This is a genomic window from Sphingomonas sp. NBWT7 (assembly GCF_014217605.1).
GTDB lineage: Bacteria > Pseudomonadota > Alphaproteobacteria > Sphingomonadales > Sphingomonadaceae > Sphingomonas.
The window spans coordinates 1,739,928-1,752,292 of the sequence record NZ_CP043639.1 but is presented as its reverse complement, the minus strand read 5'-3'; the positions used below and the strand labels follow the sequence as shown (position 1 = coordinate 1,752,292).

Sequence of the window (12,365 nt, the reverse complement as noted above, 5' to 3'; positions counted from 1 at the left end):
TTGCCATAGCGGGGTTGCACCGGCGCCCCAAGGCCCTAATCGACAGACCGATGGAGAGTGACGCGGGACAGGGGAGGCGCGGCCTGCGCGCGCGCCGGCGCAAACGCCGCGGGGAGCCGTTCGATCGGCGTTTCGCGCTGATGTTCATGGTGATGCTGACGATCGCGGCGGGCAACACCGCGCTGCAATCGGTGCTGCCGGCGCTTGGTCGGTCGCTGGGTGTCGCCGACAGCGCGGTCGCGGCGGCATTCTCAGTATCGGCGCTGTTATGGGTGATCGCCGCGCCGTTCTGGGCCAATCGATCGGACCGGCATGGGCGGCGGGTGATGATTTTGCTCGGCATGGGCGGGTTCTGCGTCAGCCTGGCGACTTGCGGCGTGTTCCTTGCCGCCGGCATCAACGGCTGGATCGGCGGGACGATGGCGTTCGTCCTCTTCATCCTCGGTCGGCTGATCTACGGCACCTTCGGATCGGCGGCGCCGCCCGCGGTGCAGGCGATGGTCGCCGGCGACACGACGCGCGAAGAGCGGACGCGCGCGCTGACGCTGCTCGCCAGCGCGTTCGGCCTCGGCACGATCCTGGGGCCGGCGATCGCGCCCTATCTGATCCTGGGACATCTCGGCACGATCGAGGTCGGGCTGGCAGGACCGGCGTTCGTCTTCGCGATTTTCGGCATTATCATGTTCGTCACCGTCCGCGCGATGCTGCCCGACGATCGCGGGGTGGCGAGCACTGGGCACGGTGCGGCGAACGCCTATCCGTCGATCGGCGGGCAGGCATCGGGAGCGAGCGTGCGCGCGGCGACCGAGCCGAAGGGCGGCGCAGGCGTCAGCTACTTCGATCGGCGCATCCGTGCCTGGATGATCGCCGGGCTGGTGATGGGCCACGCACAGGCGATGACGGGGCAGGCGATCGGTTTTCTGGTCATCGATCGGCTTGGCCTGGCCCCGGCGCAGGCGCTGGAGCCGACGGGCATCGTGCTGATGATGGGCGCAGGCGCGGCGCTGCTCGCGCAATGGGGGATCATCCCGACGCTCAACCTCGCACCGCGCGCGCTGGTGCTGGTCGGGCTGGTGCTCGCTGCGATCGGTACGGCGATGACCGGGCTTGCGACATCACTCTATGGCATCGCCACTGCGTATGCGTTGGCGAGCCTCGGCTTCGGCTTCACGCGGCCGGGCTTCACCGCCGGATCGAGCCTCGCGGTCGGGCCGGCGCAGCAGGGCTCGGTCGCGGGCAAGGTGACGAGCGTCAACGGCGCGAGCTTCGTCCTTGGCCCATCGATCGGGGTGGGACTGTACACGATGTGGCACTCGCTGCCGTATCTGATGGCGGGCGCGGGGTGCGTGCTATTGTTCCTCTACTCCTGGTTCACGCTGCGCGAGCCCGATCCGCAGGAGGTGGCGGCGTTCGACGACCCGGTGGTGTAAGTTCGCGCGAAGGTTGATGGCGGCGGCGTCACCCCCTAGACGCGCCGACCATGACCGACTCCTCTTCCAACCGCCCCGCCGGTGACGCCGGAATCAAGAAGGTCGTCCTCGCCTATTCGGGCGGGCTCGACACCAGCGTCATCCTGAAATGGCTGCAGCAGACCTACAATTGCGAGGTCGTGACCTTCACCGCCGATCTGGGGCAGGGCGAGGAGCTGGAGCCGGCACGGCGCAAGGCGGAGATGGCAGGGGTTAAGCCCGAGCACATCTTCATCGACGACCTGCGCGAGGAGTTCGTCCGCGATTACGTCTTCCCGATGATGCGCGCGAACGCGATGTACGAGGGGCTGTACCTGCTCGGCACCTCGATTGCTCGCCCGCTGATCGCCAAGCGTCAGATCGAAATTGCGCGTCAGGTCGGCGCCGATGCCGTAAGCCACGGCGCGACGGGCAAGGGCAACGACCAGGTGCGCTTCGAGCTCGGTTATTACGCGCTCGCGCCCGACATCAAGGTGATCGCGCCGTGGCGCGAGTGGGATCTCACCAGCCGCAGTCGCCTGATCGAGTTCGCCGAGCAGAACCAGATCATGGTGACCAAGGATAAGCGCGGCGAATCGCCGTTCTCGGTCGACGCCAACCTTCTGCACACTTCGTCGGAGGGCAAGGTGCTCGAGGATCCGTGGGAGGAAGTGCCCGACTACGTCTACTCGCGCACGGTGAACCCGGAGGACGCGCCCGACGCGCCTGAGTTCATCACGATTGATTTCGAGCGCGGCGACGGCGTGGCGGTGAACGGCGAGGGCATGACGCCCGCGACGCTGCTTGCCAAGCTCAACGATCTGGGGCGCGCGCACGGCATCGGGCGGCTCGATCTGGTCGAGAACCGCTTCGTCGGCATGAAGAGCCGCGGCATGTACGAGACGCCGGGCGGCACGATCTATCACCTGGCGCATCGCGGGATCGAGCAGCTGACGCTCGACCGCGGCGCGGCGCACCTCAAGGACGAGCTGGCGGTGCGCTATGCCGAGCTAATCTACAACGGCTTCTGGTTCTCGCCCGAGCGCGAGATGATCCAGGCCGCGGTGGATCACAGCCAGGCGAAGGTGACGGGCACCGTACGCCTCAAGCTCTACAAGGGCAGCGTATCGGTGGTCGGCCGCAAGTCGCCGCACTCGCTGTACAGCGAGAAGGTGGTGACGTTCGAGGACGATCAGGGCGCGTACGACCAGCGCGACGCAGCGGGCTTCATCAAGCTCAACGCGCTTCGCCTGCGCCTGCTCGGGCGGCGTGACGGCGAATAAGACAAGGCGCCTATAACGGAGGCGGTGAGCAGTTGCGCGTTCCCGATGCGGGACAATCGGCCCTAGGCGATCGTTGCCACATAGGAACGAGTACGTATCGTATCGCGTTCATCGACCGGTTGGGGTGCCGCGCACCCCGTCTAAGAGGGAGTTGAACGATGAAGGGTGCTGCATTTGCCGCGCTGCTGCTGGGCGCGACGACGCTCACGGCTTGCGCCAACAATCGGGACGACATGATCGCGCCGGCGCCGCCGATGGGGCCGGGTGCGCTCGCCGGCACGGTTGCTGCCGATCGTGATGGTGATGGGATCGTCGACGGCTATTACGCGCCCGACGGTGCCTATGTGCCGTTCCGTGCCCCGCCGTGCCCGACCCCGCCGCCGCCCCCGCCGCCGCCCACCCCGCGCGGCGAGCGAGGCTGACCTTGTCGGCCGGCCTTGCCGCGCCAATTCGGCGCGCGGGCCGGCTGGCGCTATGCGTGTTGCTATTAGGTTCGACGGCCGCGCTGCCGGGCGTGGCCGTCGCGCAACGGGCTGGGCAGTCCGAACCCGGGGCTGCATCCGCGACGCCGACCAGTGCCGTCGCGCTGGCTATCCGTAACCAGGTCGGCGGCCGGCTGAAGGATTTCTACCGTCAGCGAGGCTATTGGCCGCTGTGGATCGTCGACGAGACACCTGGTCCGCAGGCGAGCGCGTTGGTCGACGTGATCGAGGCGGTCGGCGCCGACGGTCTCGACCCCGAGCGCTACTCGCCTGACAGGCTGCGTCGTTTGATCGACGAGGCGCGGACCGGCGACGCGCGCGCGCTCGCCTATCTCGAAATTGCGCTGAGCGGTGCGCTTGCCGACGTGGTCCGCGACATGCGCGAACCGCACGTCGAGATCCGCTATCTCGAAGATCAGCTCGAGCCGAAGCGCGCCCGGCCCGACGAGATCCTGCGCCGCGCCGCGCTCGCCAAATCGACGCTGGAATATGTACGCACGCTGGGCTGGATGAGCCCGCTCTACGTCCAGTTGCGTAACGCGCTTGCCGCCACCGATCCGGGGCAAGGTGACGCCAGCGTCTCCATCCCGCCCGGCGCGCTGCTGCGCCCCGGCATGGCGGACGAACGGGTCGACCTGCTGCGGTTGCGGCTTGGGCTGCCGCCGGGCGACGTATTCGACGATGCGCTCGCGGCGCGCGTCCGCCGGTTCCAGGCGGTGCATGGCCTGCCCGTGGACGGCATGGTCGGCGCGCGCACGCTCGCCGCGCTCAATGCGGGTGATGGTGCTTCCACTACTGATCGCAGCGCGCTGCTGCGGCTCAACCTCGAACGGGCGCGGCTGCTGCCCGATGCGTGGACGCGACACGTCGTGGTCGATGCCGCCGCCGCGCGCCTGTGGTATTACGGGGGCGGTGCGGAACAGGGTACGATGCGCGTCGTCGTCGGCACGCGTGAGACGCAGACGCCGATGATGGCGGGCACAATCCGCTACGCGACGCTCAACCCCTATTGGAACGTGCCGGTCGATCTCGTGCGCAAGCGGATCGCGCCCAAGGTTGTGTCGGGCACGTCGCTCGAGCGCCAGGGATACGAGGCGTTGTCGGATTGGACCAACGACGCGTCGGTGATCCCCTCGTCCTCGATCGATTGGCGTGCGGTCGTTGCCGGCAGCGTCGAGCCGCGCGTGCGCGAACTGCCCGGGCGCGGCAATTCGATGGGTTCGGTCAAATTCATGTTTCCCAACGATCTCGGCATCTATCTTCACGATACGCCGCAGAAGAACCTGTTCGCCAAGCCCGACCGGCATTTCTCGAACGGCTGCGTCAGGCTGGAGGATGCGGGGCGGCTGGGACGCTGGCTGTTCGATCGCCCGCTGACCCCCGAGAGCTCCGCGCCCGAGCAGCATGTGCCGGTGCCCGATCCGGTCCCGGTCTATCTCATGTACTTCACCGCCAGCCCGATCGAGGACGGCGTCACCTACGTCGCTGACGCCTATGGCCGCGACACGCCGGCGCTTGAGCAGCTGGCGAGCCGCTGATCCGTTAACCCGCCCTCAACCATCCTCCTTCATTGCCTTGTTCCGAGTAAAGGACGGGGCGGCACGGGAATGGCGAATTCAGTCGGCGCGGTTGACGTGGCGATCATCGGCGCGGGGCCGGCGGGCCTCACCGCTGCCTATCTGCTCGGCAAGGCGGGTTATTCGGTCACCGTGATCGAGAAGGATCCGCGCTACGTCGGCGGGATCAGCCGCACCGTCGAGCATGACGGCTATCGCTTCGACATCGGCGGACACCGCTTCTTCTCGAAGTCGAAGGACGTGGTCGACCTTTGGAACGAGATCCTTCCGCACGATTTCATCGAGCGACCGCGGATGAGCCGCATCTATTACGAGGGCAAGTTCTACAGCTACCCGCTGCGCGCGTTCGAGGCGCTGTGGAACCTCGGCATCTGGCGTTCGGCGCTGTGCATGGCGAGCTTCGCCAAGGCAAAGCTGCTGCCGAACACCCGCGTCAAGAGTTTCGAGGACTGGACCGTCAACGCCTTCGGCTGGAAGCTCTATTCGATCTTCTTCAAGACCTACACCGAGAAGGTGTGGGGTATGCCGTGCGACACAATGAGCGCGGACTGGGCGGCGCAGCGGATCAAGGGGCTAAGCCTGTGGGGCGCGGTGACCGACGGGCTGAAGCGCAGCCTTGGACTCAACAAGCGGCCGAACGACGGCATGGCGGTGAAGACGCTGCTCGAGAGCTTCCGCTACCCGCGGCTCGGGCCGGGCATGATGTGGGAAGCAGCGCGCGATCACGTGATCGCACATGGCAACCACGTGCTGATGGGACATCAGCTGAAGCAGCTGGCGTTCAACGACGTGACGCAGCGCTGGACGGTGACCGCGAGCGACGGCGACGGCGGCACCGTCGCGATCAACGCGGCGCACGTCATCTCCTCCGCCCCGATGCGCGAACTGGCGAGCCGGCTTCATCCGTTGCCCGCGACGCTCCCCGAAGCGGCGAACCTGAAATATCGCGATTTCCTGACCGTCGCACTGATGATCCGTTCGCCCGACCTGTTCCCCGACAATTGGATCTACATCCACGATTCGAAGGTGAAGGTCGGCCGGGTGCAGAATTTCCGCTCCTGGTCGCCAGAGATGGTGCCCGATCCTGAGGTCGCGTGCGTTGGCCTCGAATATTTCTGCTTCGAGGGCGACGGGCTGTGGTCGTCGAGCGACGCCGAGCTGGTGGCGCTGGCGACGCGCGAGATGGCTCAGCTTGGCCTGTGCGGGGCAGAGCAGGTCATCGGCGGCACGGTGGTGCGTCAGGAGAAGGCCTATCCCGTCTATGACGAGGATTATGCCGCCAACGTCGACGCGCTGCGCCGCGAGATCGAGGCGCGCTATCCAACGCTCCACTGCGTTGGGCGCAACGGCATGCATCGCTACAACAACCAGGATCATGCAATGATGACCGCGATGCTCACGGTGCGTAACATCGCCGCCGGCGCGCGCGTTTACGACATCTGGGCGGTCAACGAGGACGCCGAATATCACGAGAGCGGCAACGAGGGCGAACAGGCGGCGCTCGGCAGCCTGCGCGCAGTGCCCGAACGGCTGAAGGCGGCGTGATGTGGAAGCCAAGGAAGCGCTGACGCCTGGGGCGGGCGCCGATCGTGGCGGCGCGCGCGCTGTTCTGATCGGGTGGATCATTGCCGCGATCGTACTGACGCTGGCGATGGCCGAGCCGATCATGACGCTGCGCTTCGTCGATCCCGACGACGCGATGCGACTGGTGGAGGTGCGCGACTGGCTCGGCGGGCAGAGCTGGTGGGACGTGGCGCAGCACCGGCTGAATCGCGGCGATTTCCCGATGCACTGGTCACGGCTCGTCGACCTGCCGATCGCAGGGGTGTTGTGGCTCGCCGGCCCGTTGGGGGACGGGGCGGCGACGCGGATCGCGCTCGTCGTCGTGCCGCTGCTGGCGCTGCTCGCGGCAATGGCGCTGATCCATCGGATCACGTTGAGGCTCGCCGGCGGCGAAGTCGCGCGCTACGCGGTGCTGCTCGCGCCGCTGTCTGCACCGTTGGTGTACCAGCTTCGCCCGATGCGGATCGACCACCACGGCTGGCAGATCGTGCTCGCGCTGGCGGCGGTCGCGCCGCTGCTCGGCCGGGCGACGTGGCGGGCGGGCGCGCTCGCCGGCCTCGCGCTCGCTGGGCTGCTGACCGTGTCGCTCGAAGGCATGCCGATCGCGGCGACGATCGCCGGGGTCGCGGCGCTGCACTGGGCGTGGCAGCCGGCGGGGCGCGATCGCCTGCTCGGTCTCGTCTGGAGCCTATTTCTTGCAGCGGCGGTGCTGCACGTCGCGACGCGCGGGCCGGGATCGCTGCTGCCGTCATGCGACGCGATGTCGCCGGCGTGGCTAGTGATGTTGGGCGTGGCGGCGGGTGCGACGACGCTCGCGACGATGGTTGGCCGTCAGTCGGTGATCGTCCGCTTGGTAGCGCTGGCCGCTGCCGGCGCGGCCACCGCGGCGACGCTGGCGGCGAGCGCGCCGACGTGCCTCGCGGGGCCATTCGCGGCGCTGCCGCCAATCGTGCGCGACTTGTGGTACGTCAACGTCACCGAAGGACGGCCGTTTTGGGAGCAGACGCCGTCCTGGGCGATGATGACGGTCGGGCTGCCGATCGTCGGGCTGGTGGGATGCTGGCGCGGCTGGCAGCGCACAAGTGGGGAAGCGCGGCTGCGCTGGGCGACGCTGGCGGCGCTGGTCGCCGCGGCGCTCGGGGTCGCAATTTTCGTCAACCGTGCCGGGGCGACCGCCAACGCGCTCGCCGTTCCGGGCGCCGCGGCGCTGTTCCACGCGCTGCTGGTTCGCGCACGTGCCGTTCCGCGGCCGGGCCGCCGCGTGGCGGCGACGCTGGCGGCGATGCTCGTCGCCTCGCCGGGACAGGCCGCGGCGCTCGGCGTGATGATCGCGGATGCCGCAATACCCGGCGCAACGAGCAATATTCCGGTGCAAAGCGTCGGGAACGCAGGCGTGCGGCCGTGCGATCGGGTTGGCGACGTGCGCGTGATCGGCCGCCTGCCCGCCGGGATCGTCTTCGCGCCGCTCGACATCACCCCTGATATTCTCGCCACGACGCATCACCGCGCAGTTGCCGGCGGCTATCATCGCGCGCCAGAGGCACTTGCCACCGTGCTGACCGGGTTCAGCGCGTCGCCCGACGCGGCACGCGCGATCGTGCTGGGGAGCGGCGCCGACTATATCGCGGCCTGTCCGGGACTTAACGAGACCGACCTGTACCGCGACCGCTATCCGAACGGTCTATGGGCGCGGCTGGCGCGCGGCGAACGCTTTGATTGGCTGGTGCCGATCGCAACCGGCACCCCGGCGATGGCGTGGCGGGTCACTCGCCCCTTGCCCTCCCCGACGCGCCGCCCGTAAGGCGGATCAATGGAGCAGTCGGGGGCGCCCCATCGCTGGTGGCAGATGCGTGCGTTCGTGGTGGCGGCGACGATCATCACCATCGTGCCGCTGCTGTGGCCGCAGATCCCCCCGCTCGTCGATCTGCCAGGCCATATGGGGCGGTATCGCGTCCAGCTGACGCCAAGCGAAGATGCGCCGTGGCTGGCGCAGTGGTTCGCGTTTCAATGGTCGCTGATCGGCAATCTCGGCATCGACCTGCTGATCGTCCCCTTTGCCAAGCTGTTCGGGCTGGAACTGGGCGTCAAGCTGATCGTCATCAGCATCCCCGCGCTAACCGCCGCCGGGCTGCTGTGGATCGCGCGCGAAGTGCATGGTCGCATCCCGCCGACGGCGCTGTTCGCGCTGCCGCTCGCCTACAGCTATCCATTCCAGTTCGGGTTCGTGAACTTCGCGCTGTCGATGGCGCTGGCGCTGTGCCTGTTCGCGCTGTGGCTGCGGCTCGGGCGGCTGAAGCGCTTCCGCCTGCGCACGGCGATCTTCGTTCCCGCCTCGTGCCTGTTGTGGCTGTGCCATACGTTCGGTTGGGGCGTGCTCGGCGTGCTCGCCTTCTCGGCCGAGATGATCCGGCAGCACGACGCACGCAAGGATGCAGGCTCGGGCCACTGGCTGGAAAGCTGGTTCCGCGCCGGGCTGGGCTGCATTCCGCTCGCGCTGCCAATGGCGCTGATGATCTTCTGGCGCTCGGGCGATCACGTCACTGGGCAGACCGCCGATTGGTTCAACTGGCAGGCCAAGGTCGCGTGGATCATGATGATCCTGCGCGATCGCTGGGAATTGTGGGACATCGCGTCGACCGCGGTATTCGTGCTGATCCTGTTCAAGGCGTTCCGCGATCCTGCGATCGAATATTCGCGTAATCTGGGGCTGTCGGCGCTGTTCCTCGCCGCGGTGTTCGTGGCGCTGCCGCGCATCGTCTTCGGATCGGCCTATGCCGACATGCGGCTGGCACCGTTCGTCGTCGCCATCGCGCTGATCGCGATCCGACCGCGCGCGACGATGACGGCGCGGCATGCGGGCATCCTCGCCGCGCTGGGGCTGAGCTTCTTCCTGCTGCGCACCGCCGGAACGACGATCAGCTACTGGCAGTTCGACCGCGACTACAACACCGAACTCGCCGCGCTCGACAAGCTGCCGGTGGGCGCGAAGGTGGTGACGTTCGTCGGCACCAATTGCCATAACGAGTGGCGGATGAGCCGGCTGGAGCACCTCCCGGCGATCGCGCTCGAGCGGCGGCTCGCCTATGCCAACGATCAATGGTCGATGGCGGGCGCGCAGCTGCTGACCGCGCGCTACAGCGCGGCAGGCATGTTCGCGCACGATCCATCCGAAATCGTCACGCCGGGCTGGTGCCCGCGCGAATGGTGGAAGCCGATCGATTTTTCGATGGCGCGGTTTCCGCGCGAGGCGTTCGATTACGTGTGGCTGATCCGCACGCCGCCTTTCAACGCGCGCTACGCGACCGATCTCGATCGGATCTGGCGATCGCCGACGGGGGCGAGCGCGCTGTTCAAGGTGAATCGTAGCCGGCCCGCGCCGCAGATCACCGACGAGGAACTGTATCCGCGTTGGTTCCTCGAGCTTCGGGCGCGCCGTGCCCGCGCGCAGCAGCGCGAATTGCCACCGCCGCCAAAGGCGTAGCGCGTCTCCGCCCTCGCTTCGTCGCGTAAGCTATCTACTTCCGAGCTAAGCGCTTGTGCGACCGCGTTGAACAGGCATTAAGCGCGCGATGAAGATGTTGGTTCGAACAGGTGCGCTGCCGGCGTGCGCCATCGTCGCCGCCGTGCTGTCGATCATCCCGGCGGCAGCGCAGACCAATCACGGCAAGCAGATCTGGGGCAGCGTTCAGGTGGTCGCACCGATCGCCGACGACTGGTTCGTGTCGGGTGAGATCCAGCCGCGCTTCAGTTCGGACAATGCAGCGACCGCGCCGATCACGATCATCCCGCCGGTGCTTTCGTGGCGCAAGAGCGAGTCGCTGATCCTGTCGGCCGGTTACCTGTACGCCTTCATCGACGGCGCGCGGCTGCCCAACGACCTGAACGAGAACCGCTTCTTCCAGCAGGCGTCGTACCGCGTCGGCGCGATCGGACGGGTCGGCATTCGCGCGCAGACTCGGTTCGAGCAGCGCCTGCGTTCGACGGGGACGCAGTGGAATGCGCGGATTGCGCAGCAACTGCTGATCGCGACGCCGCTGACCAAGAAGGAGAGCGGCGGGCCGGTGGGGGTGATGTCGGTCGAGCTGTACCTCAATCTCAACCATACCGACTGGGGCGCGCGGCGCGGCTACGACGACCTGTGGACCTTTGCCGGCGTCCAGCTTCCGATCACTTCGTCGGCCGCCTTGGAACTGGGCTATCTCAACCAACGCCAGCGTGCGGTGGACGGGCGGCGCAACATGAACCATGCCGCTGTCGTCGGCGTGTCGTTCCAGCTGGCGCGGCGTATCCGGCCGCCTGCGGTGGTGCCGACGGTCGGGCCCGGATTGCAGCCAAAGGTGCGCAACCACGAGCCCGTAGTCAGCAAGTGAAGCCGTTCAGCCGCGCTTGAACGGTGTCATCTGGCCGAGATAATTCTGATCCGCCTCGACCGCGGCGCGTTCGCGGACGAGGAAATCGGCGACGGCGCGGCGAAAGCCGGCATCCGGAATGTAGTGCGCCGACCAAGTGGGGACCGGGGCGTAGCCCCGCGCGAGCTTGTGCTCGCCCTGCGCGCCCGCCTCGACGCTTCCTAGCCCGCGCGCGATCGCGGCATCGATCGCCTGATAGTAGCACAGCTCGAAATGGAGGAACGGCACCTCCTTGGTGCAGCCCCAATAGCGGCCGTAGAGCGCATCGCCGCCGATCAGGTTGAGCGCGCCGGCAATCGGCACACCGTCGCGCTCAGCAAGGATGAGCAGCACGCGATCACCCATCGCCTGCCCGAGCAGCGGGAAGAAGCTGCGCGTGAGATAGGGGCGGCCCCACTTCCGGCTTCCGGTGTCCTGATAGAAGGTCCAGAAAGCGTCCCACTCGCGCACGCCGATCTCGGCGCCGGTCAGGTGCCGGATGGTGAGGCCGGCGACGGCGGCGGCGCGTTCCTTGCGGATCGCCTTGCGCTTGCGGCTGGCGAGCGTGTCGAGGAAATCGTCGAACGAGGCGAAGCCCTGGTTTCGCCAGTGGAATTGCGTGCCCTCGCGGATCAGCCAGCCGGCGGCCTCGAACAGCGGGATCTGGTCGGCGTCGACGAAGGTCGCATGCGCAGAGGACAATTCATGCTGATCGGTGACGGCTTCCAGCGCGGCGATCAGCGCGGGCGCGGCGGCGCGATCGCGCAGCAGCAGGCGCGGACCGGGGACAGGGGTGAAGGGGGCGGCAACCTGAAGCTTGGGATAATAGCGCCCGCCCGCCCGCTCCCACGCGTCGACCCAGGCATGGTCGAAGACGTATTCGCCCTGACTGTGCGATTTGGCGTAGGCGGGCGCCACCGCCACCGGCGCGCTGTCTGCCCCGTCGACGATGATCGGGATCGGCTGCCAGCCGCTGCGCGCGCCGACGCTGTTCGACTGTTCGAGCGCGGCAAGGAAGGCGTGGCTGACGAACGGATTATCGCCGCCGGCGCACGCATCCCACTGATCGGCGGGAATAGCGGATACGCCGTCGGCGAGGCGGGCGGTGACGGCGGTCATGCCCGCCTAAGATAGGGCGTCGACCGGCGCGCTCAAGCGACCGCGATCACCGCGTCGATCTCGACCGCGGCATTGCGCGGCAGCGCCGCGACACCGACCGCGGCGCGCGCATGCTTGCCGGCATCGCCGAACAGCGCGACCATCAGGTCCGACGCGCCGTTGGCGACTTCGGGCTGGTCGCCGAAGCCGGGCGCCGAATTGACGAACACGCCAAGCTTCACGACGCGGGCGACGCGCGACAGATCGCCGAGCGCGGCCTTCACCTGCGCCACGACCATCAGCGCGCAGAGCTTCGCTGCTTCCTGGCCGGCGGCAACGTCGAGATCGTCGCCGAGCCGGCCGGTGACGACCTTGCCGTCGCGGAACGGCAGCTGCCCCGAAACATGCAGCAGCCTACCCGCCTCGACGGCAGGAACGTAGGTGGCGACGGGGGCAGCAGCCTGCGGAAGCGCGAGGCCGAGCTCTTCGAGTTTGCGATCGATACGGTCGGTCATGGCGGCGGGTT

At 67.8% G+C, this 12,365-nt stretch carries 10 protein-coding genes; 8 read left to right on the top strand and 2 right to left on the bottom strand.

Annotation, left to right across the window (positions count from 1 at the left end; translation table 11 throughout):
* The first annotated feature begins 140 nt into the window (after positions 1-140).
* From F1C10_RS08660 to F1C10_RS08625, 8 genes are all read left to right on the top strand, one after another.
* The gene (locus tag F1C10_RS08660) at positions 141-1,430 is read left to right on the top strand and encodes an MFS transporter (RefSeq protein WP_258043149.1); all 1,290 of its coding nucleotides are present in this window, start codon (positions 141-143) and stop codon (positions 1,428-1,430) included.
* Between the two features lie 50 nt (positions 1,431-1,480).
* The gene (locus F1C10_RS08655) at positions 1,481-2,731 is read left to right on the top strand and encodes an argininosuccinate synthase (RefSeq protein ID WP_185205453.1); all 1,251 of its coding nucleotides are present in this window, start codon (positions 1,481-1,483) and stop codon (positions 2,729-2,731) included.
* Positions 2,732-2,889: 158 nt separating this feature from the next.
* Entirely contained in the window at positions 2,890-3,153 is a 264-nt protein-coding gene (locus F1C10_RS08650; RefSeq protein ID WP_185205452.1) for a hypothetical protein, read from the top strand.
* 56 nt (positions 3,154-3,209) lie between these two features.
* Positions 3,210-4,751, top strand: a complete 1,542-nt coding sequence (locus F1C10_RS08645; protein ID WP_185205451.1) for a L,D-transpeptidase family protein — start codon at positions 3,210-3,212, stop codon at positions 4,749-4,751.
* Positions 4,752-4,820: 69 nt separating this feature from the next.
* A complete protein-coding gene (locus F1C10_RS08640) occupies positions 4,821-6,335 on the top strand; it encodes an NAD(P)/FAD-dependent oxidoreductase (protein WP_185205450.1) in 1,515 nt (504 codons plus the stop codon).
* A gap of 1 nt (position 6,336) precedes the next feature.
* Positions 6,337-8,154, top strand: a complete 1,818-nt coding sequence (locus F1C10_RS08635; protein ID WP_185205449.1) for a hypothetical protein — start codon at positions 6,337-6,339, stop codon at positions 8,152-8,154.
* Between the two features lie 9 nt (positions 8,155-8,163).
* Positions 8,164-9,834, top strand: a complete 1,671-nt coding sequence (locus tag F1C10_RS08630) for a hypothetical protein (RefSeq protein ID WP_185205448.1) — start codon at positions 8,164-8,166, stop codon at positions 9,832-9,834.
* 88 nt (positions 9,835-9,922) lie between these two features.
* A complete protein-coding gene (locus F1C10_RS08625; RefSeq protein WP_185205446.1) occupies positions 9,923-10,723 on the top strand; it encodes a DUF2490 domain-containing protein in 801 nt (266 codons plus the stop codon).
* Positions 10,724-10,729: 6 nt separating this feature from the next.
* On the opposite strand, the gene F1C10_RS08620 is transcribed toward F1C10_RS08625, so the two are convergent.
* Positions 10,730-11,860, bottom strand: a complete 1,131-nt coding sequence (locus tag F1C10_RS08620) for a GNAT family N-acetyltransferase (protein ID WP_185205444.1) — start codon at positions 11,858-11,860, stop codon at positions 10,730-10,732.
* 32 nt (positions 11,861-11,892) lie between these two features.
* The gene (locus F1C10_RS08615) at positions 11,893-12,354 is read right to left on the bottom strand and encodes a RidA family protein (protein ID WP_185205442.1); all 462 of its coding nucleotides are present in this window, start codon (positions 12,352-12,354) and stop codon (positions 11,893-11,895) included.
* Positions 12,355-12,365 lie beyond the last annotated feature (11 nt).